22 protein-coding genes and 1 pseudogene are annotated in these 25,463 nt (G+C 41.1%); 15 read left to right on the top strand and 8 right to left on the bottom strand.

What is annotated here, in order from left to right; translation table 11 throughout:
* Positions 1 to 394 precede the first annotated feature (394 nt).
* Together CWC17_RS11370 and CWC17_RS19760 are read left to right on the top strand one after the other, a co-directional pair.
* Positions 395 to 859: a cytochrome b gene (locus tag CWC17_RS11370; protein WP_283956921.1), complete on the top strand. Its 465-nt coding sequence runs from the start codon at positions 395 to 397 to the stop codon at positions 857 to 859.
* Complete coding sequence (locus CWC17_RS19760; protein WP_283956920.1) at positions 859 to 948, top strand: hypothetical protein; 90 nt, start codon at positions 859 to 861, stop codon at positions 946 to 948. The genes CWC17_RS11370 and CWC17_RS19760 overlap by 1 nt, the downstream gene beginning before the upstream one ends.
* A gap of 31 nt (positions 949 to 979) precedes the next feature.
* Here CWC17_RS19760 and arfA read toward each other — a convergent pair whose 3' ends face one another.
* From arfA to CWC17_RS11355, 3 genes are all read right to left on the bottom strand, one after another.
* Positions 980 to 1,180 carry an alternative ribosome rescue factor ArfA gene (gene arfA, locus CWC17_RS11365; RefSeq protein WP_055016886.1) on the bottom strand — a complete coding sequence of 67 codons (201 nt, stop codon included), beginning with the start codon at positions 1,178 to 1,180 and terminating at the stop codon, positions 980 to 982.
* Between the two features lie 210 nt (positions 1,181 to 1,390).
* Positions 1,391 to 3,931, bottom strand: a complete 2,541-nt coding sequence (locus CWC17_RS11360) for a TonB-dependent receptor plug domain-containing protein (RefSeq protein ID WP_138612945.1) — start codon at positions 3,929 to 3,931, stop codon at positions 1,391 to 1,393.
* A gap of 226 nt (positions 3,932 to 4,157) precedes the next feature.
* On the bottom strand, positions 4,158 to 5,135 hold the full coding sequence (locus tag CWC17_RS11355; RefSeq protein ID WP_138612944.1) for a sensor histidine kinase: 978 nt from the start codon (positions 5,133 to 5,135) through the stop codon (positions 4,158 to 4,160).
* A 111-nt stretch (positions 5,136 to 5,246) separates the two neighbouring features.
* Here CWC17_RS11355 and nosR point away from each other — a divergent pair, with 111 nt between their 5' ends.
* Together nosR and hemH are read left to right on the top strand one after the other, a co-directional pair.
* The gene (nosR, locus tag CWC17_RS11350) at positions 5,247 to 6,578 is read left to right on the top strand and encodes a response regulator c-di-GMP phosphodiesterase, NosR family (protein ID WP_138612943.1); all 1,332 of its coding nucleotides are present in this window, start codon (positions 5,247 to 5,249) and stop codon (positions 6,576 to 6,578) included.
* A gap of 275 nt (positions 6,579 to 6,853) precedes the next feature.
* Positions 6,854 to 7,873 (top strand): ferrochelatase, encoded by a 1,020-nt coding sequence (hemH, locus tag CWC17_RS11345; protein WP_055016883.1) that lies wholly within the window; start codon positions 6,854 to 6,856, stop codon positions 7,871 to 7,873.
* A gap of 453 nt (positions 7,874 to 8,326) precedes the next feature.
* Here the strand turns inward: hemH and CWC17_RS11340 are convergent.
* Positions 8,327 to 9,485: pseudogene (locus tag CWC17_RS11340) on the bottom strand (benzoate/H(+) symporter BenE family transporter).
* A gap of 377 nt (positions 9,486 to 9,862) precedes the next feature.
* Here CWC17_RS11340 and CWC17_RS11335 point away from each other — a divergent pair.
* From CWC17_RS11335 to CWC17_RS11310, 6 genes are all read left to right on the top strand, one after another.
* Complete coding sequence (locus CWC17_RS11335) at positions 9,863 to 10,579, top strand: protease inhibitor BamI-like protein (protein WP_138542613.1); 717 nt, start codon at positions 9,863 to 9,865, stop codon at positions 10,577 to 10,579.
* Between the two features lie 60 nt (positions 10,580 to 10,639).
* Positions 10,640 to 11,383, top strand: a complete 744-nt coding sequence (locus tag CWC17_RS11330; protein WP_055016617.1) for a zinc-dependent metalloprotease family protein — start codon at positions 10,640 to 10,642, stop codon at positions 11,381 to 11,383.
* A 156-nt stretch (positions 11,384 to 11,539) separates the two neighbouring features.
* Entirely contained in the window at positions 11,540 to 12,856 is a 1,317-nt protein-coding gene (locus CWC17_RS11325) for a DUF5666 domain-containing protein (RefSeq protein WP_138612942.1), read from the top strand.
* 136 nt (positions 12,857 to 12,992) lie between these two features.
* On the top strand, positions 12,993 to 13,526 hold the full coding sequence (locus tag CWC17_RS11320) for a PepSY domain-containing protein (protein WP_138612941.1): 534 nt from the start codon (positions 12,993 to 12,995) through the stop codon (positions 13,524 to 13,526).
* Positions 13,526 to 14,218: a response regulator transcription factor gene (locus tag CWC17_RS11315; RefSeq protein ID WP_138612940.1), complete on the top strand. Its 693-nt coding sequence runs from the start codon at positions 13,526 to 13,528 to the stop codon at positions 14,216 to 14,218. The genes CWC17_RS11320 and CWC17_RS11315 overlap by 1 nt, the downstream gene beginning before the upstream one ends.
* Positions 14,208 to 15,548 (top strand): sensor histidine kinase, encoded by a 1,341-nt coding sequence (locus CWC17_RS11310; protein WP_138542617.1) that lies wholly within the window; start codon positions 14,208 to 14,210, stop codon positions 15,546 to 15,548. The genes CWC17_RS11315 and CWC17_RS11310 overlap by 11 nt, the downstream gene beginning before the upstream one ends.
* 31 nt (positions 15,549 to 15,579) lie before the next feature.
* On the opposite strand, the gene CWC17_RS11305 is transcribed toward CWC17_RS11310, so the two are convergent.
* On the bottom strand, positions 15,580 to 16,803 hold the full coding sequence (locus tag CWC17_RS11305; protein WP_138612939.1) for an alkaline phosphatase family protein: 1,224 nt from the start codon (positions 16,801 to 16,803) through the stop codon (positions 15,580 to 15,582).
* A gap of 191 nt (positions 16,804 to 16,994) precedes the next feature.
* On the opposite strand from CWC17_RS11305, the gene dgt reads away from it, so the two are divergent.
* Together dgt and CWC17_RS11295 are read left to right on the top strand one after the other, a co-directional pair.
* Positions 16,995 to 18,461 (top strand): dGTPase, encoded by a 1,467-nt coding sequence (dgt, locus tag CWC17_RS11300; protein ID WP_138612938.1) that lies wholly within the window; start codon positions 16,995 to 16,997, stop codon positions 18,459 to 18,461.
* Between the two features lie 167 nt (positions 18,462 to 18,628).
* Positions 18,629 to 20,230, top strand: coding sequence for a cell surface protein (locus tag CWC17_RS11295; RefSeq protein WP_138612937.1), 1,602 nt, complete (start codon positions 18,629 to 18,631; stop codon positions 20,228 to 20,230).
* A 220-nt stretch (positions 20,231 to 20,450) separates the two neighbouring features.
* Here the strand turns inward: CWC17_RS11295 and CWC17_RS11290 are convergent, their stop codons facing one another.
* The 3 genes from CWC17_RS11290 to CWC17_RS11280 form a co-directional block, all read right to left on the bottom strand.
* Entirely contained in the window at positions 20,451 to 21,011 is a 561-nt protein-coding gene (locus CWC17_RS11290) for a hypothetical protein (RefSeq protein WP_138612936.1), read from the bottom strand.
* A 959-nt stretch (positions 21,012 to 21,970) separates the two neighbouring features.
* A complete protein-coding gene (locus CWC17_RS11285) occupies positions 21,971 to 23,104 on the bottom strand; it encodes a DUF1570 domain-containing protein (protein ID WP_138612935.1) in 1,134 nt (377 codons plus the stop codon).
* A gap of 2 nt (positions 23,105 to 23,106) precedes the next feature.
* On the bottom strand, positions 23,107 to 23,580 hold the full coding sequence (locus CWC17_RS11280) for a hypothetical protein (protein WP_138612934.1): 474 nt from the start codon (positions 23,578 to 23,580) through the stop codon (positions 23,107 to 23,109).
* Positions 23,581 to 24,157: 577 nt separating this feature from the next.
* Between CWC17_RS11280 and CWC17_RS11275 the strand changes: the two genes are divergently transcribed.
* From CWC17_RS11275 to CWC17_RS11270, 3 genes are read left to right on the top strand one after another with little or no spacing between them, the layout of a single operon-like run.
* Entirely contained in the window at positions 24,158 to 24,424 is a 267-nt protein-coding gene (locus tag CWC17_RS11275; protein ID WP_138612933.1) for a helix-turn-helix transcriptional regulator, read from the top strand.
* A 37-nt stretch (positions 24,425 to 24,461) separates the two neighbouring features.
* Entirely contained in the window at positions 24,462 to 24,626 is a 165-nt protein-coding gene (locus CWC17_RS19375) for a hypothetical protein (RefSeq protein WP_171042086.1), read from the top strand.
* Complete coding sequence (locus CWC17_RS11270) at positions 24,627 to 25,463, top strand: DUF6997 domain-containing protein (protein WP_138612932.1); 837 nt, start codon at positions 24,627 to 24,629, stop codon at positions 25,461 to 25,463.

Genomic DNA, 25,463 nt, shown 5'->3' with positions numbered 1-25,463 from the left:
CTACGCCTGCCTACAAAATTAACTCCGAGGTAAATTACCTTGTAGCCGCGCAGCTCGCGGGCGTGACGAGCGGTAGCGCGTTAATTAAACCAACGCATTCACAAAGAGGTAAAAAGCCACTCCGCTTTTAGACAAGTAACTTGCATCTTACGCGATCAAGCTTCGCGCCTACCACTTTCACTTCTCAATTGCTCATTTATTCTCATTATGAAATACATTATTTAAGCAACAAACATTGCGCTGAACCACGCGTTGCGGGTTATCCCTTTTTAAACTCAAAAATAAGTGTCGTTAACCCTACTTTAACCTTCTATTGTTTAAGCTAGCCGCATTAATGTTGATTATTCAACTGTAACGCGACTAAGGGCCACTTTTTAAGTTAGGACTAACCACAATGAAACTAACAAAAGATACACCACGTACATTAAGTAAAACCACTATAAGCCTGCATTGGATTGTCGCTATTTTAATTATTGGGTTATTGGGCTCAGGCCTGTATATCGAAAACTTTAAAGCGTTTTTTCTAATGAGTTGGCACAAATCATTTGGCGTAATACTACTTGCTTTTGCGTTACTAAGAGTAACATGGCGCATTATAAATGGTTGGCCAAAGCACGATGTTGAACATCCAAATTATGAGCAAGTGTTAGCTAAAATTGTGCATTACGTTCTTATAATAAGCATGTTACTTATGCCTATTTCGGGGCTGATTATGTCGGGCTTTGGTGGTCACGGCGTGGAGGTGTTCGGGCTTGAGCTTATACCGCACAACCCCAACCCAGAAAACCCACAAAAAAGCCTCGCTTTTAACCAAGGCTTGGCAGAGCCCTTCACGGTATTACAGCAAATGCGCTATTAGTGGCATTAGGTTTACACATTGTGGGCGCTTTAAAACACCATATTATTGATAAAGACAACACGCTTACGCGTATGCTTGGCAAAAAGTAGGCAGTTAAAAGTCTTATTTGATCGGTGCTATTTAAGCCGCGATTAAATAAGACTCTCGTCTTACGTGTTTGCTAGTGCGTTTATACGAGCCTTTTCCTTTTTTAGCTTTTACTACTTGTGGTTTAAACACTTTAGAAGTTACTAACGCCGCTAGCGCATTATGATTAATAACACCTCGCCCGGTCTCTACCGCACTATTATTTGCGGCTTTGGTTTTCGATTTTTTAGCCATTTTATTTCCAAATTATTTATAACAATAAGAACCTTAAGAAGTGGCGATTGTATGCCTAATTTTCAACCTTGCAAGTGTTTTAACGCTCTTTTCATAATAAATAAGCATTAAAAAAGCGCAGTAAGTAACTGCGCTTAGTAGTAAACTGAATTCTGGATAATAAATCTATCTCTAGCAGCAATTCAGGTTAAATAGGTTTAGCTCAAATAATTAAAATTCAAAGCTTACTTTTGCATAGTAAGTACGCCCGTCAAAGCCATAAGGCAATGCACGCACAGGGTATTTAAATGCACCGTTAGTTATAAAGTTAAGTACTTCGTCGTCACCTAACTCATCCGGTGTTTCATCAAATACGTTGTCGGCACCTACTGATAAATTAAATATTTCGTTAATTTGGTAGCTTACATTTACATCAACTAACACAGCCGATTCAACTGTACTTGTTGGTTTAAACGACCCCGTAGGCGAAAGCTCCCCTGGTAAAGGGATGTGGTCGTTACCAAAGTACTTAACGTCTGTTTCGCCAAAGTAGTTAAAACGAAGCGTTGTTTCATACGCATCACGCTCGTAGTCAAAGGTAAGGGTAGCACGCTCACTTGGCTGACCGTCGGTAAAAAAGCTACGTTGTAAATCATCAAATGCCACTGACTCAGGAATACCCTCTTCTGCGTTTACGTTATCTATTTTAGTGTCGTTTAGGTTACCCGCAAAGGTGATACCAAAGTTCCCGCCCTCTACATCAGTACGGTAAGAGGCAATAATATCAACACCTTGTGTAGTTGAATCTACAGAGTTTGAAAAGTAGTTAGCCTGCACTGCGCCTGTTGCTTGTAAAGCGGCTACAGCTTCATCGCTAAAGGCAACATCATCAGCTGATAGTAAACTACCAAGCGTGATACGGTCTTTAATTTCTACACGGTAAAAATCAACCGTTAACGACAGCTCGCTAGTCACATCGTAAACAAAACCTGCGCTGTAGTTAGTTGATGTTTCAAGCTCTAGGCTATCTACACCCAATGCACTTGGAAAAGCTGTTCCCGTATTTGCAGTAAACGACTGTGTAAGTGTGCCATCTGAACCTAGGTTAGTCGTAAATGCAGTATAGCCACTTTGCTGCAGCGATGGCGCTCTAAAACCGGTAGATACTGCACCACGCACTGCAAAGTTATCGTTAAATTCATAACGCGTTGCTAATTTACCAATTAAGTCATCGCCTGCATCTGAAAAGTCTTCATAGCGTAGCGCACCACTTACGTTCCATGCATCAGTGATCATCGTTTCTACATCTACGTAAAACGCGTAACTGTTGCGATCGCTCTTGTTAGCCGCCTCTGGGCGCAGACCGTTATAAGCCTGAAAGCCACATTGAGCAAATTGATCCGGATCGTTAACCGATGGGTACGAAGTATCCATATTTGCAAGGCCACATGCGTACGACGCTTCATCGCCTGGTACTATTTCGTAGTTTTCTTTACGGTATTCTGCACCCAAGGTGATATACAAAGGCTCACTTCGGCCAATATCTACTATGCCGTTAAAATCTGCATTAACCGTTGTTTGGTCAAACCTAAAACCACCCGAGTAGCCACCGGTTGGCCCTGCATTTGCGGCTATGTCGGCATCGCTTGCATCTGGGTTATTAAACACATACTCTGCCGCATAAGAGGCATTTAACGTATTGCGTGAAGTAAAGTCGTATTGGTTTTCACCATACACTGCCGATACATCGTATCCCCAATCTGGGGTTATGTCGCCTCTAAAACCAACCGCTACTGAAATATCTTCAGCTTCGTTATAAATGCGAGGTAAAAAGCCATCGCTATATACTTGCGTTACATTTTTAGACGCTTCGTTATAGTTACGGTAAAAGCCGTTACCCAGCGCAGTGCGCTCAGAATAGCCACCAAATGAATACAATTCGCTTTCACCCACTGGCAGCGCCATATTATAAAACAACGAGGTAAATTCGCTTTCTGAATTACCTTGGCCCCAACGCACATCTTCACTTAGGGTGCCTGGTTCAACGTTTAACGAACCACCCGTATCGCGCTCAGCTCTGTTTGTACCATCGGCATCACGATACTCAAGCGATAAGTTAATAAAACCGCCTTCGTTACCTAAATCAAAACCACGGTTTAAACCTGCAGAAAGCGTGTCGCCATCGCCCTCACTGGTGCCACCGTATTGTACGTAACCGGTTGTTACACCCGTTGAATTATTAAGTGATAAGTTAATTACGCCGGCAATTGCATCTGAGCCGTACTGCGCTGCTGCGCCATCGCGCAATACTTCTACGCCTTTAAGTGCAGTAAGCGGAATCGCGTTCATATCGGTACCCGCAGCACCCGCACCTACCGTGCCATTAAGGCCAAAAATAGATTGATTATGGCGGCGCTTACCGTTTACCAACACTAACGTTTGATCAGGCTGTAAGCCGCGCAGCGTGGCAGGTCTAAATAAATCTGAGCCATCAGACACTTGTGTACGAGAAAAGTTAAACGATGGAGCCGTTGCCTGCAGGCTCTGCCCTAGCTCTGTAAAGCCACCTTTGTTTAAATCATCAGCGTCTATTAAATCGATAGGTGACGAAGACTCAGTAGAGGTGCGGTTAGATACACGCGACCCTAATACAGATATTTGTTCGATATTTTGTGCAGCCTCTAAAGGTGCTTCTTGGGCGCTTACAATGCTTGGTGCGCTTACGGCAAACGCAACAGCTGCAGCTAATGAATTTAAACGATATGTTGACATAGTGACGACCCTGTTTAGTGTGTTCTTTAATATTTGTTATTGCGATGTAACGCATCGCTTGTAGAACATCCTAGCAACATATGCAAATAAAAAGAAATGAAAAAAACTAAGTAATAGGTCTAACTATGCAAAAAATTGTAAAAACCACAAAATAACACTTAAACTTGTTCAAAACACATTCAATTTGGGAATTTAATTTCACTTACCGGTTTTATTAACACTTTATTTACAATGGGTTTATTGCGCTTTCTTCTTTTTTTACAGGTAACCAACAACAAATGGTAGTACCTGTTCCTAAAGTACTGCTAACTTCTATTTTTCCGCCATGATCTTGCAAAATAAAGTTAACAACTGTCATTCCTATTCCTAACGAATGTGCTGTATTTTTTGTACTAAAAAAAGGCTTAAACAGATGCATTTGAGTATTTTCGTCCATTCCACAACCGTTATCTTTCACTTTTATACATACACCTTCATTTTGCTGCGTTACGCTTAGCTCAATAATGCTCCCTTTTTCTAGGTCATGCGCGCACGCTTGTTGCGCATTTAATAACAACTCTACAAAAATTTGGTGAATTGACGATAACTCTCCCCAAATGAGCGGTAATTGCTCAAAATTGGTTTTTATTTCACAGTATTTAAGCTGTCCTTGTAGTACCTCTAAAGCAGAGCATGCAACCTCACTCACATCTAAATATTGCTTATTATGTGAGTATGTAAATTGGCTAAGATTTAATAAATTGTGTACGGTTTGCTTTATGCGCTTTAAACCATCTAGGCTTTCGCTTAATTGAGAGTAAATTTCATGAACGTTCCATGCATGTTCGTATTGCTTTTTTAAATCAGCTAATACGTTTTTATATTGCCCAGCATTTAATTGGCCAGTTAAAAACTGCTCGTTATAGTGAAGGGATTTAGATAAAAGAGGGCTAATATATTGCAGGCTTTCTATATTACTAATTACATACGAGAGCGGATTATTTATTTCGTGCGCTATACTGCACGACAAATCCCCCACGCTTGCCATTTTGTCGGCCTGAACAAACATTTGCTGATACAAAGAGAGCTCAGCAGCATTTTTATTAAGTTCGCTATTTAACACAACTAACAGTTGGCTTTTATCTTCAAGCAGTTGTTCTGCAGCTAGGCGCTTTCGTTGCTCATCTAAAAAAGCCTGTTTATAGTCCTTGGTTACCGTGCTCATCCTATTCGCTCCATAAATATGCATCCATGTATAACGTTTAGTTTGCCATACGTATTTATGCAAACTAGAAGCAATTTTTAGACTATGCTTATTATTTTAGAAGGTAGCACTATGACCCAACCAGCAGATCCTGCACATTCAATCACTGCCGTAGACGTACTTTGTGTTGATGACGACGAAATTGTTCTGCGCTCTCTAACCTCTTTATTAAAAAATAATAACTTTAGTTTTATAACCTGCAAAAGCCCAGTGCAAGCGCTTGAGCTTTTAAGCAGCCACGAATTTAGCTTAATCATTAGCGACATGAAAATGCCCACCATGAACGGCGCGCAATTTTTAGAGCAGGCTCGTAACAAAGCCCCCGAAACACAACGTATTTTATTAACAGGTTACGCCGAAATAGAAACCACTTTAGCCGCTGTTAACCTTGCGCAAATTAACGGCTACATACAAAAGCCATGGCAAAACAATATGCTGCTGCGCAGCATTAACGATAGCATCGAGAAATTTCAGTTAAAAAAGCAAAACAAACAGCTTGAGCTGCAAGTAAAGCAACAAAACAAAGAACTTCTGGAACTAAATAATTCATTAGAGCAGCGAGTAGACAAACGCACAAAGCAAATTAAACAGGTGCTTAAGCAACTAGAAGAAGCCAACGAGCGCGAAAAAAACGAACATAAAGCCACCGTAGAGCTGCTTTATAACTTTATAAATGCTAACCCTTATTTAGATGGCAACAGAGCACAAAAAATTGCCGACACGTGCACGCAAATAGCGCTGTATTTAAACCTATCGCAAAAAAGTATAGATTTAGCCCCTATGGCGGGTTACTTAGCACAAATCGGCTTGCTTGCCATGGACCCAGAGCTTTATAAAAAGCCAGTAAGCCGGCTGAGCGAGCAACAGCGCAAAGCTTTTTATACTCACCCTAGCACCGCACAATTAATGCTTATGCCTGCTATTCACTTACACGATGTATCCGATGCAATTTACCATCAATATGAACGATTCAATGGTAACGGCTTACCAAAGGGGCTAGCTGGGAACGATATACCCATTGGCGCCATGGTACTTAGCGTGGCTCGCGATTATTGGAACGCATTTGAGCAAAGCCAAGGTTCTACCGATAAAGAGCGTCACAGCGATGCCCTCGAAACCGTAAAAATGTACAGCGGCACCTTTTACCACCCTAAAATTGTGCGCGCGCTTGAAGCAAGCCATAGCAAATTAAACGAGCAGCTTAATAATGCCGGTTCAATTATGATATGCAGCGCTAAAGAGCTAAAAGCCAATATGATTTTAGGCCACACGTTGCACAGCCACAGCGGTATAATGCTATTACCTAAAGGCCACGTGTTTGGTAAAAAATCCATCGGAAAACTACAACAACTAGAAACCAAAAAACCAACCCCATTTAGAATAATGGTAAAAAGCGCTAAATGATTGATCTAAACTGTGCTTTTTTTCGTTACAATGGCCGTATATAAGCTAAACTAACTCAAACAGATACCTATTGATTTGGGTATATTTTTTAAACTGTTTAATACCAACCCGCTTAATTAAGTGATTTATTTTGAGGGTGGGAAAACGTGTTGATAGCTAGACAAAAAACTCGCTATTTAGTTGTACTAAATGAGAATTTTTTAACGCTGATAGCGACCCGTTTAGCCCCGCAAAATGATTAAGTATTAGTATCACATTGCTTTAAGGAGCATACCGTGTCGCGATTTTCTGCTGTTACTGACAATCCCCACGACGGGCGTTTTAATCAAAAAACAGGCATTTTACTCACCAATTTAGGTAGTCCAGACGCGCCTACCCCGGCAGCACTGCGTACCTACTTACGTGAGTTTTTATCAGACCCCCGTATTGTAGAAATACCACGTTTAGTGTGGATGATAATACTTCACGGTATAATCTTGCGTATTCGCCCTAAGCGCTCAGCAAAACTGTACAAAAGTATTTGGACCGAAAACGGCTCGCCGCTTACGCATATTACCCGCCTGCAACGCGACAAACTAAACGCGCTATTAAAAGAGCAAGGTTATACCAATACCGAGGTTGTAATGGCCATGCGTTATGGTAACCCATCAATAGAAGCAGGTCTTGAGCAGCTGCGCGACAAAGGCCTTACGCGCATTATTGTATTACCGCTTTACCCACAATATTCAAGCCCGACAACCGGCTCAACATTTGATGCCGTATCAAGAGTGTTACAAAAGTGGCGCTGGGTACCAGAGCTCCATTTTGTAAATGGTTATCACAAAAACACCACTTACATAGACTCATTAGCAAGCAGCATAAGCGAAGATTTAGAAAAAAACGGCATGCCACAAAAACTCGTTTTTTCATACCACGGTATGCCTAAACTGTTTTTAGATAGAGGCGATCCATACCACTGCCTATGTTTACAAACCACGCGCTTGGTGATGGAAAAACTTGGCCTTGATAAAGACAAAGCCATTAGCACATTTCAAAGCCGCTTTGGTAAAGCCGAATGGTTAAAGCCATACACCGACGCCACGCTTGCATCGCTCCCTGATGAAAACATTACCGATATAGCAATTTTAAGCCCTGCTTTTAGCGCCGATTGCCTAGAAACACTCGAAGAACTTGAAGAAGAGAACCGCGAAATTTTTGAAAACGCAGGTGGCGAAAAATACCGTTACATAGCCGCATTAAATGACAGAGACGATCACATCAACGCTTTATATGATGTGCTAAAACCAATGCTTTAAACACATTTTTATTGTCTAAACCTAAAAAAGCGGTGTTAATTTTAACACCGCTTTTTTAATGCGCAGGTAAGCATTTATTAACTGCCATAGCCAATTTCACGCGAGCAAGCTTCGCACCTACAATTTTCATTTCTCATTTACTCCTCCATCCCTTCTCTTTGTGCAATACGCTTTTAAGGGTTATAAAGTAATTAACTCACCACCGAGAAGTGAAGGAGAAGAGCAGGAGCAGTGACTAATCAATATTTTTCAACTCTGTGTAGCGCGAAGCGCCTCGGTGTTCTCTGTGGTGGTATATTTTGCCTGCTCATTTACTCCTTCATCCCTTCTCTTTGTGCATTTTTGTATTAAAAAAATCAATTAATCACAAAGAGGTTTAGAGGCGCTCCGCTTTTAGAGAAGTGACTAATATCTTGCATTAACCTAATAAAACCCATTTTCAGACGCTTTGCTTTAACCTTTACGAGTGATCATCAACGTACACACCCCAGCAATAATTCCCCAAAACGCAGAACCCACCGAGAGCATGGTTAAATCAGATGCGGTTACCAAAAACGTCACTATTGCGGCCTCGGTATATTGGGCTGAACTTAACGCTTGTTGCAAACTATTAGCAATGGTGCCAAACAACGCAATCCCCGCTAAAGCCAAAATTAATGCCTGCGGTAAACTTGCCACTAAGCCAACGAGCGTTGCCGCGCATAGTGCCATAACAATATAAAAAACCCCTGCAGCTATACTTGCCCAATAGCGTTTATCAGCGCTTTTATCGGCCTCATCGCTCATACAAATAGCAGCGGTAATGGCCGCTAAATTAATAGAGTACGTACCAAATGGAGCTGTTAAAATATTAATAAAACCGGTTACATTGAGCGTGGCTGAGATAGGCGCTTTATAATTATGAGCCTTTAATACAGCAATACCCGGTAAGTTTTGAGAGGTCATAGTCACTATATAAAGTGGCAGGCCAATACTTATGCACGCTTGCAAATTAAAATGCGGCGTTATGTATGTAAACTCACTTAGTTTCCAGTGGATAGCACCCGTATCAATATGCCCCATTTGCCACGCCAGTATTACACCTGCAACTAAAACACTTAGCATGGCAAAACGCGCAAAAAAGCGTTTTCCTAAAAAATACATAAGCACCATTAAGCCAATAACCAGTGGTAGCTCATTCATAAAATTAAATACATCTATACCAAAAGTGACCAACACGCCTGCTAGCATGGCACAGGCAAGCTCGCTTGGTATTCTGTTCATTATTTTTTCAAACCAACCCGTAATCCCCGATACAAAAACCAATGTAGCGGCAAACATAAATGCACCAACGGCTTCATTTAAATGGTAGCCTTTTGCGCTTGAGATAAGTAAAGCCGCCCCAGTGGTAGACCACGCAATTAAAACCGGCACTTTATAATAATACGATAGCCCAATGGTGGTTATGCCCATTACCAGCCCTAACATTAAAAGCCAGCTTGCCACTAAGTCGGGTGTGCCGCCAAGGGTAATAACAACTTGATAAATAAGCGCAATAGAGCTTGAAAAAACCTATAATAACAGCCACTAATCCTGCAGTTGCACGATTAAGTAGCTGATCAGAAAACGCCATAAAATCCCTCTTAAATTCAGATTTTTATGCTCACAACATACGTTGCCTATTTACGCTTTGCAATTAGCGTTTGCGCTATTAAGCGTGAAAAATATTCATTATTTTAAAAATTTTTTTACCTATAAAGTGAACACACTTAATTGCCAGATTAAAAATAAATATATTTTTTAGCGTCCGTCTATACCTCGCTAAAACCCTAGCAAAACTCATCCTGTAAAGTAAAAAATTTAAAACCTAAAACAGGTAAATTGTTTATTTACAATCATTTACAAAAAGTAAAACCAGCACTTTAATACTACACACCCCAACTTGATCTAATTCTTCATATGATATAAAACATAACAATTAGTTAACCAAAAACCCCATAAGAGAAACAAATGAAACGCGCTCTTTTAATAATTGTTGCCTTTGGACTATCTGCTTTTGCTATTTATAAGCTGCTATTTAATACCGAAAAAGTACAGCAGGTATCAGCCCCTGTTGCAGTAGATATAGTGCCCGTTGACTCTAAATTTGCAGCCAATAAAAAAGCACCTCAGCCTATAGATATGAGCAAAGATCCTGTTAACGTACAGCCTCAAACAATTAATGAGCCAGCACAAAGCAGCCAGTTTGAAGCCATTAATAAGGTATCTGAAAAAGCCAAAGAGGTACTTACCAACGCCAAGGTGCTGCCAAGCGATTTAAACAACGAAGCTTACATAGAGTTTGACCTAAACACATTGCAAGCGCTCGAAACTGGCGACTCATTTGATATTTCAATCCCACAAACCGCCGAAACCTACAGCGCCGAAATCACCTCGTTATCTGAGGCTAGTAATGGCGATAAAAGCATATTTGGCCAAGTAATAGGTGCCAATGGGCAACTCCACACCACAGTTATGACCGTAGGAAACGACGCAATTTATGGACAATTTACCGCACCTAGCGGCAATTACGTTTTTGAAAGCAAAGGTAAATATGGCTGGATTGCAGCAAAACGCGACTTATACAAAAGCCACATAGAGCATCACGTAGATGCACCCACGCCAAAAACAGATAAAACCATAGATATGTTTGCCCCCAAAAAAACCGAACAACCCAACATGCAGTAACCCAACTAAATCAATCAGCAGTAAAACTTCCAACCACTACATAAGTAAGGAAATATAAAAATGAAAAAACTAATCACTACAGCAGCCATTGCCAGCGCACTATTTGCAACAAGTGCAGCACAGGCAGTAACGATTGATATTGGTATTTTATATACCGACCAATCGGCCGCAGCAACAAGTAATATAAACACTAAAATAAACCAGCTGATCGCCTTTAGTAACCAAGTTTATAGCCAAAATGGGGTCGATATTACACTGCGTTTAGCGGGCACAGAAAACCTTGGCGATTATGCCATTACACCGTCTGAAGACTGGTTAGATGCAGTAACAAACAGCAGCTATGTAGATGGTTTACGCACTAGCTGGAAAGCCGATATGGTAGCCGTGCTGGGTACCGGTCAAAGTGCGGGCAATGGTTTAATTTCGTGTGGTTTAGCATGGGTTGGCCAAGGCACTAACGGTAATTTATACAGCTCAATGAGCGACCGTATGTACTCGATTACGGCTATTGATTGTGGTGCTACTACGTTTGTGCACGAGCTGGGTCATAACCAAGGTTTAGCGCACTCACGCAAACAAGGTGATACCTCAGGTGGAGTATATGTTGATGGTATGGGCCACGGTGTGCAAAACGAATTTGCCAGCATTATGGCTTACCCGCACGTTTACGGCAGCGCAACCCAATACGATTACTTCTCAAATCCTAATTGGAGTGTAAATGGCCTAGCCTTTGGTGTAACTGGCCAAGCATATGCTATTCGCACCGTGACCGACACTAAAACAAGCATTGCTAATTTTAAATAACCTAAATTAGTTTAACCGTTTGTATTTTTTCCCTTTAGAGCGCCCTGGCGCTCTTTTTTGTTTACCCCAAACATTAACAAAATTTAATCTTGCGTCCACCTTAAAAATAACCTTGCTTAGGTACACTTATTCCATATCAAAAACAAGGAGTAAGCTATGATTAAATCACCATTAGACACAACCGTTAAATTCATTTCGTTATCTGCTATTTCACTTGCTTTAAGCGCCTGCGGAAGCAGCTCAAGTGATGAAAACACAGATGCCATTTCTGAGGTGAGTAATTTTCCAAGTGTTATCATTGGCCAAGTGTCAGAGGTAAGCGACAATGCAATTACTATTAATAACCATATTATTCCAGCAAGTAGCGCAGAGATAGAAATAGATGGCACTAACGCCAGCCTATCCGATATTCAAACAGGCATGTACCTAGAAGTTGAAACAAATGGCTCGCAAGCCACCGAAATTGAGTACGAGCCCTTATTAATAGGCCCTGTAAATATTGATGGCGATACATTAACCATAGCAGGTACGAAACTAAACAACGTGCAAAGCGCAGGCCTGTCGCAAGGCGACCTTCTTGAAATTAGCGGCTACAGCGACTCAACCAATAGCATTACAGTGACCTACCAAGCGCCTGTAAATAATCCACAAGAAGAGCTTGAACTAAAAGGCAGCATTACTCACTTAAATGCACAAGCTGGCACATTTAATTTAGGTGACTTGCTTATTAATTATCAACAAGCCGACGTTGAAGGCGCGCTCAATAATGGCCAATTTGTAGAAGTAGAAGGCATATTTAATGAACAACACGTTATTGCCAGTGAGGTAGATGCTGAGCAAGCCCCTGCGTTTAGCGATAACACATACACAGAGCTTGAAGGCGTTATTACCTTTGTAAATAATACCCAAACACTTATAACAATTAATACTCAGTGGCAAGTAACACTAAACGAGCAAACCCAATACGAAGATGGCACCGCCGCTAATTTAGTCACAGGCCAACAGGTAGAAATAGACGGCCAATGGCAGCAAAGTAATGGCAAATTATTGGCCACAAGCATTGAATTTGAAGACACTAATACAGCGCCAAGTACCTCGCACTATACATTTTCTGTATCGGGGCTTGTTAGCTATGCCAATAACACAGCCACAATTAACGGCCAAAACTTTACATTAACCAATCAAACACAATACGAAGATGGTTTAACCGCAGCCACATTAGACGGCCAATGGTTAGAACTCGAAGGCACCTATACCGCTGAGCAAGCCCTAGTCAGCGAAGTAGACATTGAGGATGACAACAACACCATAGACCTAAAAGGCGATGTAGCGTTAAATAACAATGGCCAAGCATCAATATGGGGTTATGTGAGCGAAGATAGCTCGTTAGCACAATTTAACGGCCAGTATGTAGATCTTGAGTGCCAATGGGTGAGTGCTAACCAGGTAAGAGCCTGCGTATTAGACGATTAACTACAATAGTTACGCTTAACTTTGCAAAGGGCTTGTTACCTTTTACGGTAACAAGCCCTATTAAAGTTAAACAGAGTTGTTTGTTTATTTGATAAACTAACGCATAAAATAACGTTCAAGCCACAAGAGCCTATTTATGAAATATATTTTATTAACTGTAACCCTGTTTGCGAGCGCATTTTGCCACGCTAATAGCTCGGCTATTTTTAATAAGCTCAGCCAAGCTAACGCCCCTTCTGCACAGCAAATTTTAGCAAAAATAGAAAAAAGCTTTGCAAGCCAAGGCATTATTGTAGAGTTTGAACTTGAGTTTGAAAAAGGCATTACCGTTTACGAAGTTACGCTGTTTGATTTAAACAATAACCGTTTTATTGAGTTAATTGTTAATGCCCAAGGGCTGGTTATTGAGCAAGAGTATGAACAACCCGAACTTGACGAAGAAGACGAAGTAGCTGCAGCCAAACTAATGAAGAAAAAAAATTACCAAATGTATCAGCTAGTTAAGCAATTAAGCCCTGCGCCGCCTTATTACTTAATTGAGTCGCAATTAGAGCAAGACATAGGCATAACCTACCTTGTTGCCACCTTTATTACAGCGAAAGGTCGGCATAAAAAAGCCATAGATTTAGCCACAGGTAAAAACCTGCCTTTACTGCGTTGGGGTAATTAATGAAGCTGCTGCTAGTAGAAGACGACAAACAAAACCGTGAGTTTTTATACAAAGCATTTAACGAGCAAGGCTACACCGTAGACACCGCCGAAGACGGCCAGCAAGCACTGCTTATGGCCACCTGCGAAGAGCACGACATAATAATACTCGACCGTATGTTACCTAAACTTGATGGACTACAAGTATTGGCCGCACTTAGGGCCACCGGCAAGCGTACCCCGGTACTTATTCTTTCTGCATTAGATAAAGTAGATGAACGAGTAGCTGGTTTAAAAGCGGGCGGCGACGACTACCTAACAAAGCCATTTGCGTTTTCTGAGCTGGCCATACGTGTAGAAAAACTGATAAACAGGCCTTCGCCTGCAAGCGAGCAAAACACCACCTTAGAGTTTGAAAACGTATGCTTAGATTATCGCCACCACAAGGCGCAGGTAAACGGCAATACACTCACTCTTCAACCTAAAGAATTTAAACTATTACACTTTTTGCTAGATCATAAAGACAAGCTAGTTACACGCACGTTATTGTTTGAATCGGTGTGGGAATATAATTTTGACCCCGGTACCAACGTAATAGATGTACACATAGCCAGGCTTCGTAAAAAACTTATGCAGCACCATGCCACCGTAGAAATACAAACTATACGGGGCGTGGGGTATCGGTTACAAAAAGTGCAGCACAATGAACAATAAATCGCTATGGTGGCAATTTAACCCCCGTGTAAGCTCGGTGTGGCGCTTAACGCTTGCCTTTGCCACAATTACCTCGGTGGTGCTGGTGCTGTGTATTGTGCTTATTTATCAATTATTACTTGGTGAGCAAACGCGCCAAGTAGACAGGCGTTTAAATGCAGAGCAAGTAAGAATACAAGGGCTTGCCAATAAATTTGATAAAGCCTCGTTTTTTAAACAACTTAACGTATTTAAAAACGAAGGTGGCATTTTAATGTTTTGGCAAAACGATAACGAACAAAGCCAAGGTTTAAGCTTTTTGCCAAACGATATACCTCAACTACCTCAAACGGTGGAGTTTCCGGTATTAGATACGCAACGCGAGCAAATTAGATTACTTACCACAGGTTTAGTTAAAACTCAGCATGGCACCGTGGTTATTGCCACGCCAACCGAGCATTTAAGCCGCTTAATTACCGAGTTTAAAACAATTGCAATATGGGCTTGCATACTCAGCCTTATAGTTACGTGTGTATTTGGGTATATTTTTGCTAGGCGCCATTTACAACGTGTAAATTACTTTAACAATGTGGCAGAGCAAGTGCAAAAAGGCGATTTATCGGCGCGCGTTGTACACAAACAAAAAGGCGACGAATTTGTAACCCTCGCTAAACACATTAATACCATGCTGCAAAGCATTGAAGAAAACTTTGCCCTTGTGCAAGGTATAACCGACAACATAGCGCACGATTTAAAAACCCCGCTAACGCGTTTACGTTTAATGCTTGAGCAAGAAGCGTTAAAACAACCAAGCCTAGGGCTTGCAATAGAGCAACTAGAGAACGTACTGCACACCTTTGACGCTATGTTAAAGCTTACTCGTTTAGAGCATGGGCAGTTTCCGCTAAAATTAGAGCCTGTACACGCAGTGCCTTTAATTAACGACATAATAGAAATACTAGAGCCCACAGCAGAGCAAAATCAGCAGCAAATAACGCTACTTAAAAACCACAACCTTATAATTGAAGGCGACAAAAACCTAGTGTTTCAAGCGTGTTATAACCTGCTGCAAAACGCCATTAAATACGCAGGAAACGGCGCCACTATAACGATTACTCTATTACAAAATAGCATTACTATTAGCGACAATGGTAAAGGGGTTAATAAACAGCAATTAAGTCAACTTACTAAGCGTTTTTACAGAAGCGATATTGCACGGCAGAAAGACGGATTTGGCTTAGGCCTTGCTACCGTAAAAGCAATTTGCGATAGGCATAACTTTACTTTAACGCTTAACAGTGACGAACACGGATTTAGCAGCACAATCAGCGATACCAATACGCTTAATTAAGTGATCTATTTTGAGGATGGAAAAAGTGGCGCTAATGCACCACTATTTTTTGCTTAATAGCTGGCATAAGAGTTTTACCGTCGCCATCTATTTTATTTAATAGCTTAAGCCCCATTACCTTTGCAATCACTGGGTAAATATCAAGGTTATTTACTTTTTCGAGGCTTAGCCCTTGTTTAAACGCAGGCCCTATCGCAATTAACGTGGCTGCCATATCGTCGGTATAAGCATAGCCATGTGTACCTAAGTACATTGCTTTGCCCTCATTAGTAAACACCGCAGGGGCATTCGTTTGCGCAACAATATCGCCTACACGCGTGCCTTTATTGTAATGATAAGCCGCTAATTGATGGTCATTTAACACCGTATATCGGCCGTTTGCTGCGTGCTGTAATGCTTGTTTGTAAGTTGCAATTTGCTCGCTCGTTACCCCAGGTTTTGCATAAATAAGTAAACGCGGCCCCGTATTTTTAATAATAAAGTTATCGCTTTTAGGCAGGGTTGTAATATCAATACTTTGCTCAGGGTCCACATGCGCCATACCGTGATCAGACACAATAACAAGGTTAATATCTTGCTCTAATTTACTTAAACGCGCCTGCAATTGGCCCATTAGTTCATCCAGTTGCTTAACTGCATCGCGTGTTTGCGGCGCATCGGGCCCAAATTCGTGGCCCATGCTATCAACAAGCGAAAAATAACTTGCCACAAAACGCGGGCGCTGCGCTTTAGGTAAGCTTAGCCATTGAATTATTTGATCTACACGGCCTTGGTACTCACTGTATTTAGAGTAATGAAAATAATAATCGGGCGTCATACCGTTAAAGCGCGCATCCGACTCTGGCCAAAAATAAGTAGCCGACTTTAAGCCCTGCATTTTAGCTAAATTCCAAAGTGGAATACCGTTGACCCAGGTGCTGTCGTTTTGCGCTTTACCCATGCTGTAACACTGGTTTTTACGCGCTTTATCACAAAATTTATTATCTACAATGCCATGGTTCACCGGCAACAACCCAGTAATAATAGAAATATGATTAGGGAATGTTTTTGTGGGATAAACAGGCATTAGCTTTTGCGCGCGTACACCTTTAGCAGCCATGGCTTTTAAATTAGGTGCGCCGTGTTTTTCTATGTAATCCCAACGCATGCCATCTATTGATATAAGTACAACGGTTTGCTCTTTTGCCGCATAAGCCACGTGGCTGGTTAACACTAAAAGAGCCAACATCATCGCCTTTAAAAATACATACTTCATTACAAATACTCGCCTACATTAAAATGCGTTAAATACTGAAAAATATAGCTTTATAATACAATTGCTAAGCCTTAAATGATACACACACCTGTACCTAACTCGCCTAGATGTATATATTAACAAGCAAGTGTTTAAAACGAATGACAACGCGCATTTACTTTGCCAGTCGTCACCACTTAGCAAGGATTCAGATGACTATCGACTTTAGTAAAAAAATAACCCCAGCGCGCATGTATCGCACCACCGCAAATCTGCAAATGGCAATGGAAAGCGACCGCGGGCGCATAATTAACAGTGCTGCTATTCGCCGCCTACAGCAAAAAACCCAGGTTTTTCCGCTAGAGCGTAACGCCGCGGTGCGCTCGCGCTTAACCCACTCGCTTGAAGTACAACAAGTAGGGCGTTTTATAGTGCAGCGCATTTTTGCTAATTTAAGTTTTGATCAGCAAACCGAGTTTGGTTTAAAAGGGCTAGAACGCCCGCTCGAAAGCTTGGTAGAAATGGCCTGCCTTATGCACGACATTGGCAACCCACCCTTTGGGCACTTTGGTGAAGCCGCCATAAACCACTGGTTTAATAACAACCTAGCAAGCGTTACACCTGCGCGCTGCCAAGAGCAAAATACCGGCATAGGGGTTATTTTTAAACACTTAGCGCACGATATTTGTAACTTTGAAGGCAATGCCCAAGGCATACGTATCATTCATTCACTGCTGGGCTTAAACTTAACCTATTGCCAAAGCGCAGGCATTTTAAAATACACCCGCCCTGCAGGCTTAAACCCAAAAGACATACCGCAAAATAAAAACTACTTAATGAAAAAAGTAGGTTACTACTACAGTGAAAAAACCTTTGTAGAGGCACTACAAAACGAGCTGGTTATAGAGCCATACTGCCGCCACCCGGCCAGTTATATTATGGAAGCAGCCGACGATATTTCGTACTGCCTAGCCGACATAGAAGACGCCGTAGAAAAAGATATAATAACCACCGAGCTGCTTTGCCAGCAGTTAAAAAGTGAATATAAAAAAGCCCTAATAAACCTAACCATTGACGACACCGAACACCTAAACTTTGTAGATAAAGCGGTAGATTACGCACTAGAGCGCGCTAATGCACAGCCTTATAATTTTAACAGCGAATTTTTTATATACCTGCGAGTAGCCTTGCTACACCCGCTTGTTAATCACGCCGCCAAGCGTTTTATAGAGCACATTGAACCTATTTACCACGGCGACTTTAACCAAGCCCTGCTAGAAGATAGCAGCCACTTGCATGCAGTTACTAAAACCTTAAAACAAGTGGCGCTTAAACATGTGTTTTCTAACAAAGAGGTAGAAAAACTAGAACTGCAAGGCTACCGCATAATTAATGGCCTGCTCGACTGTTATAAGCCACTGCTGCAACTTAACAGCGACGACTTTAAACGCGCACTCAATGGCGACTCACGCTTATTAATCGAATCGCGTTTGGTTAAAAAGCTCTCTAAAAAGCACTTAAATAGTTATCAGCACGCTATAGATGCCATGCAAGAAGAGCCCGACCACTTTGCCGCTTACGAGTTTTACTACCGCTGTAGGCTAATTCAAGATTACATAAGTGGCATGACCGACCAATTTGCCTACGATGAGTACCGCAGCCTAATGGTGATTGATTAACGAGGGGGCTTTTACTTATCTCACTAGGTTACAAACCTAACGCCACGATTTAATTGCCCCTAGTTTGAACAAATTTCAATCCGCAAAGGTCAACACACCCTTAGTGCCTAGATATATTTTAATTTTGCGCTTAAAATCAGACTATTGATACTTAAGCGCCGTGTTTTATGATTATTAGACTCTCTCAACTTATTTTTTGCTTTGCTTTATTTTACAGCAGCCAAAGCGCTGCCTATAACGAAGCCATGTGTATTTTAATTAAGCAAGAAATGCAGCAGTACAGTAATAATAAAGCCAGCCAGCAGTATCGTAAGGCCGCACGCGATTTTAACAGAAACTGTAATAAACCTAAGCAAGTACAAACAAAATCGGTAGCGCCCCCAGTGGTTGAACAAGAGCCAGAACCGCTTGAACTTACTCCCGAGCAAGAGCAAGCGTTGCTTGAGCAAATAAATGCAGCAGAAGAAGCCATAAAACAAAGTGCAAGCAAAGCTACAACAACCACTCAACCTACTAACCAAATAAGCGAGCAAAGCCCAAAAATTAATGAGGATGCAGCAAGTGCGCCTACACCCGAACTTGCACCTAATAGCAGCGAATTAACACCTACAACTAACCAAGCGCAGCCGGTGGCCACTGAAGCCGCCCCTAAAGCAGCGCCTAAAAAAGAGCAACCAACGGTTAATACTACGTCAAAACCGGCACCAGTAATTATACCTGCGCCGGTTGCAGAGCCGCCAAGTTCATTACTGTTACCAAGTTTACTACTGCTTATTGTGGTATTAATTGGCGCCATGGTGGTTATACGTTTACGCCGCGCTAAACAAAATAAGCCCGAGCCGTCTGTTGCGCCAACCCCAAAGGGCACGCTTGCTAAAAATAGCAATATAAGTACAAAGCACGTAACAGCGCCCAAAGCCGCAGACCAAAGTGATAAGCTTACTAAGCCAGTTTCACACACGGTTGCAGCCCAAATCGAGCCTGAACCAGTAAGCTCTATTACGCCTATAAGCGAGGCAACAAACGAGCCAATACCTGCAGAGGCTGAGCCACAGCAAGTTAAACCAGAAGAAGATGCACCTGCCCCTGAGCCTAAAAAAGTAGCGCCAGAGCCAAACACCGCCGAGTTTGAAGCCGCCGCTAAAAACACATTAGCACGTATACAAAATGCAAACGGTTTTGCAGAGCCCGAAGTTAGAGAATTTGACCCAGATGCGCCTTCGGTTAAGCGCACGCGTAAGCACAAAGCCGCCGCAGTAGAACAGCCAAAAGCAGAGCCCGTTGAAGAAGTAAAACCACAAGAGTCTACTCTTATAAACGAACCGGCCGCGCCAAGTAACCCGATTACCGAGCCAAATACCAGCGCGCACCTGCATACTGGCGATAAAAACAGCGAGCTTGAACAAACGACGCTTAATAGCGAGCACGACTTTAAAGAGCCCGAAGTACGTACCTACAACCCCGACGCGCCATTAAAGGCAAGTAAAAAGCCTGAACCGGTAAACGCATCCGTAAAATCTAGTGACGCCCCCTCTTTACATACGCCGGCGCCAGAGGCTCACAAATCACCACTTACGGATAAACCAGAGTCGAAAAGTGCGCCCAAGCAAACAGACTCTAGCAACCCGTTTGCCAATTTATCGCTAGATGAAAGCTGGGATCCTAATTCAAATAAAAAGCCCGTAATAGAGCCAAAAAAGAAAGCGCCTAAATCTCAAGCCTTAATAGAGGCAGAAGAGCGGGCAAAAAACATGAAAACAAAAGATTAGCGAGCATGTTACTGCTTTATATTGATAACTTTTAACGCAGTGAGTGCGCTTAAAATCAAAAGAGTAAACATGCTTTAATAAAAAGCTACAAACACAAAAAAGCGGCTAAAAAGCCGCTTTTTTTGTTTAAAAATATAGAGTTTAAGCTTAATTAAACGCGCTATTGTAAATATGAACTTAAGAGTGGAAAATGCGCCTATTGCAACTAAGCATACGTTGTTTAGTTATTAGGGAGCATATTTTTAATGTTTAAATCGTATTGCAAAATACCATCGTTATTAACCGCCACACCCGCTAATTGCACAGAATGATTAGCAAATTCTTCCGAGGCTGATAAATCAGCTAACACGCCCGCGATATCTTCGTGCTTAGGTTGCCCATCGGTTGCAACAATGCCCGCATTACAATCGTTTTGCTTACATTCAAAGCTGTATAAAAATAACGACTTTTCAGCAAAGCTGTTTTGCACTTTGTTTAAAAATACTTGTTCTGACTGAGTTATATCAACCGGGCTTTGAGTATCAACAGCGCCTTCAAGCTCAGAGTATTCACCCACCTCTTGCGGGGTAATGACTATTTGCTCGGTAAGGGCCGTGCCTTTGTTGTTAGTTATACCCTGGCTACTTTGCATTGCTTGTATATCTACCACAATTGGTTGAGCAGGCTGCGTGGCTGTAGTGTTAGTTATTGAAGAGGTATTTTGAGCCAAGGCGGTTAAATCGTTTTTAAACACGTACAAAGTTGCAGCAGTGATAGCGCATGCAATGAGTAATTTGTTCATAATACTTCCCTCCTTCAACCAATTTACGCAATACAATTAAGTGAAATGCTTTTTAAGTGTAGCTAATGTTAATATTATGTTTTGTTTGGGTGTGTACTGTCAATCTTTAATACTAGGTCGCCCCTATTAAAAGCACAATTTAATAAATGTTAAAATTTAACATCAACCCGTTAAACCCATATCGCCACACTACAATGTTAGCAACAGCTACGCGCTTATTAGCAACTGGCTTATAGGTTATTTATTTGTAACAATCTGTAAAAGGCAACACCTTTTATGACAACCTCACCACAAAAAAGTTTACAGCGATTGTTACAAAAACTTAAATAAATTACTCAAAGTAAAAAACACAAAAAAAGGCACTCACATACAGGCGCGAAGCTTGCTCACGTTAGACGCGCAACGTCTCATTATTAAATAAATTAACACCGTAAAAGCCCTGCTTTTAAACAAAAGCAATGCGCGTCTACAAGGTGAAATTTTACGCTGGCGAAGATGTGATACGTAGGCGCGATTTTATATCGCGCTTGCAGACGTCGAGCTTGCTAACGTTAGAAGCGCAGCTTCTCATTACTTAATAAATTAACACCATAAAACCCTGCTTTTAAACAAAAGCAATGCGCGTCTACAAAGTGAAGTTTTATGCTGGCGTGGATGTAATGCGTAGGCGCGAATTTATATCGCGCTTGTAGACGTTAAGCTTGCTCACGTTAGACGCGCAGCGTCTCATTACTTAATAAATTAACACCGTAAAAGCCCTGCTTTTAAACAAAAGCAATGCGCGTCTACAAGGTGAAATTTTACGCTGGCGAAGATGTGGTGCGTAGGCGCGATTTTATATCGCGCTTGTAGACGTCGAGCTTGCTCACGTTAGAAGCGCAGCTTCTCATCTTTTAATAAATTAACACCGTAAAAGCCTGCTTTTAAACGCCAACAAGTTACGATTTCAACAAAACAAACTAAAATTTATGTGGCTTAAATGGCGCTTTTAACCATTTTGAATAATCATGATTAAACGCAGGAAACTGTTTAAATAACATCGCGTTTAATTGATCTTTCGAAAGCTTGTTACAGGGGTTTTTCTGCTCTGCCAGCATAATATTTTTAAGTAATACTCTGCCTGATTGGGTATCCATTAAAAAATAAATTGCAGCCCAGCTACTAGCGTAAAGCATACTGCTGTCGCCTTTTTGCCACGTACTATTTAATCCAGTTAACCGATTAAGTCTAAACACGTTTTTAGTAAGCTTATTATTACGTACCCAGGTTTGATTTGGCTCTACAATAGCAGTTTGCATATTGTTATGGGTAAACTCAAAATACTCAGCAAACCCTTCATTTAACCACCTAGGCGTGTACCCTAAAACTGCTTTATTAATGGCATGCACTGCTTCGTGCACTGCCGTTCTCATGGTGTTTTGTTCGCCACTAAAATTAATAAACGCAGAGTTAGTTGCATGAAAATACATTCCTGCTGTATTTTCTGGGTTGCCGCCATTGTTCATAATAGCGGCGTTATAAGCCCTACGGTTAGGTAATACCGTTAAATTTAGCTTTACTTTTTTTAAGGCATGCGTGCCAATAATTTGTCCATACACCTTAAATACGGTATTGAGTTTTACTTGTAGCTTTTGACTAAATGAAGGCGGCAAATTAGGTGTGTTTAAAGTAAGGTCAAAATAATCCAGCGGCTCAGAAAAATTACTCTCGTACGTTGCTACAGCAAAGTTAGGCTTAGTATCGCTGAAATGTGCAATACCCGCCTTATCGGTCCAAGTGTATATATCGCCGTTACGTTTATATTTTACCTCGCCTAATGATACATCTGTACATTGTGTTTTATCTGCTTGAGGCGAGTGGTTCCGTGCAGGTACAAAAGAGCTGCTCGCTGGCGTTTTTATAGGGGTTACGGTTTGTGATTTAGCTAATGGCTTACTTGGCTGAGTTACGTTTAAATCGTTGTAAATACGCATAACTTCACCTATAGGGTCGTGATAGTTAAACACTCGCCCTGTAAAATGATTAGCTATAAGCGCTGATGCAATAAGCATCACAACAAACATAAATACTATGCGAAGCTTAGTATTAAACATAACTACGGGCGGCCCTGCCATTGGGTTTCAAATACTTGCTTTTGCGCCACTCTGTACTCGCTACACCAAACAAAATCGCTTGTTTCCATTTCTTTTTTACGACACCGCTTAGGTAGTTTATAAAATTTAGACCACGCCTCAAGCTTAGCTTTGTTTTTATAGCTGGCACTGTGCAAAGTCATGTTTGATACCTTTTGATTAAGTAACCAGTTGGTATTTACTGAACGTGTTGCATGTGGACGGTATGAGTGATTACTCTTTTTAGATTTATTGCAGTGCTTTGCCAATTGGCTAAACAACACTTTGTCGCGAGCCGTTAATCGCTCACCTTTTTTAACGCTATAACCTTGCCTAAATTGAGAGCGAATAGATTCACGCTCCTTTTTTATGCTTGCGCACTTACTTTGCGTGTAAGCCTCGCTTGCATAAGCGTACGTTGAAATAAAACTAAGCAAAACTAAAATCCATTTATTCATTATTCACTCCTTTAAATAACACCTCAAATAAGTGTACCTATTTAAGGTTAGCAGTGCATTAAATATTGCCCTGCTTTTATAACGCCAACAAGTTGCGCGTCTACAGGTTATATCAAAGTGTTCTGTTAAAACTCGACGTAGGCGCACAGCTTGCTCGCGCGAAAAACGAAGCTTTTGAAATAATTTACTTATATCGCGTTGGCGATGGCAACCAAGGAGAAGTAGACGCCGACTTCTCTTTGGAATCTCTCGGCGCCCCGAGGATCACACCATCTCCTCAATTTAAATTAATGATATGAACGTAAACGCGATGAAACACGTCCGTGTGTAAGCATCACTTAACGCGCATCCATGCGCTGCTATTACTCATCATTAATTCAATTTCGGATGTGATCACGGGGGATGTCTTAACTGTCGCGTTTAAGTTTACCGAGGCATTAAGGTTACAGACGCAAAAGAGCTTTCGTTTGTACTTAACTATTTTGTATGATTTATATCTAACAACAAAGAAAATAACTATATGGGTTAAAAGCCCTTGCTGATTAAGTTACCAATATCTATAGAAAGGCATAATTACATGAATATAAACAAAGATTTAATAGGCGTACTTTCTGCACCAACAGGGGCATCTTCAATTGTTAAACGCAAACTTAACAGTAAAGGCATAAACTCAAGCACCGCCGCCGATAAAATGGGGGTTAATCCATCAACACTAAGTCGTTTTTTTAATGGCTCAGATTTAAGCATTAGCTTAGCGGCTAAATTGAGCCATCATTTTGGTTTTGATATAGATATGCTCTTCAACTTAGAAGCTCAAAAAAAAGCATACGCTGCAAAAAATTAAACATCGATTAAATTTTTACATAATTTGAGTAAGTTTAATGACCAATCAAGAGCAAAAGGGAAAATGGCTTTCAAGTAAAGAAGCCCTAAAACATCTTAAAATAACAGACTGCGAGTTAATGCATCGTCGTGAACGTGGCGAGCTTAAGTTTGAAAAGCGCGGACGCGCGTACTTTTATTATTTTGAAGTCAAGGATGAATAAGTGATATTTCATAATTTACTGCAAGAAATGCAAGCCAATGAGCAAAAAGTATCTCCTCCTCAAGGCTTTCAAAAATATTTAAGTACCAATAATTTAAAAGCTAATACAGCAGCGACAATATCTATAGATTCTATAAAAAAGCTGCCAAAGCTTTTAAAAGAGCAAAATACGATGGTGCTGAGGCTTGGCTCTCGCTCAGGTGATAATCAAACTTATTTTTCACTTGTAAAATCAAATGATATAAACGATTTCTTTTTTAACGATCAAGCGCTGTTTGGCCAATTACAACCAGAGCTATTTTTGCCAAACGTATCAATAAGAAGCTTATTTGCATTTCAGCTCCTGCCTAAAGTTACTGAAACCTCCGTAGTTAATTTAGCTATAGCGTCAGGGCTTATGGCTGAATCACTTAACTTAAAAGATGATAAAACAATAGTTGTTCCAGCAACGGGGCAAAGTACATTCACGTTTAACTTTAAGCCACTCGCTAACGAAGATATTGCCCTTGAGCATATAAATGGCCAAGTTGAAATCGATGCTGTATTTGTTGCTAAGCGAGACGGTAAAGAACATTTATTTGTAATAGAAGCAAAACATGGCGATAAGTTTGATTCACTAGCAAAACACAAATTGCTTTACCCCTGTTTAAGCCTATTACAAAAGCTGCCCTCGTCGATGCCTATAGTCCCTATTTACTTGAGAAGTATAAAAACAGAAAAAGGAATCGACTTCTATATTGCTGAGTGCCCTTGCATTGTAAATCAACAAGATGAACTATATAGTTTGGATACATTGAGCCCCTGTAAAGTGCAGGCACTACATTTAGCAAATTATTAA

Origin of the sequence: Pseudoalteromonas sp. S3785 (genome assembly GCF_005887365.1) — a bacterium.
Classification (GTDB): Bacteria; Pseudomonadota; Gammaproteobacteria; order Enterobacterales; family Alteromonadaceae; genus Pseudoalteromonas.
The sequence above is the reverse complement of the archived record's forward strand: the minus strand, read 5'-3'. Positions and strand labels throughout refer to the sequence as shown.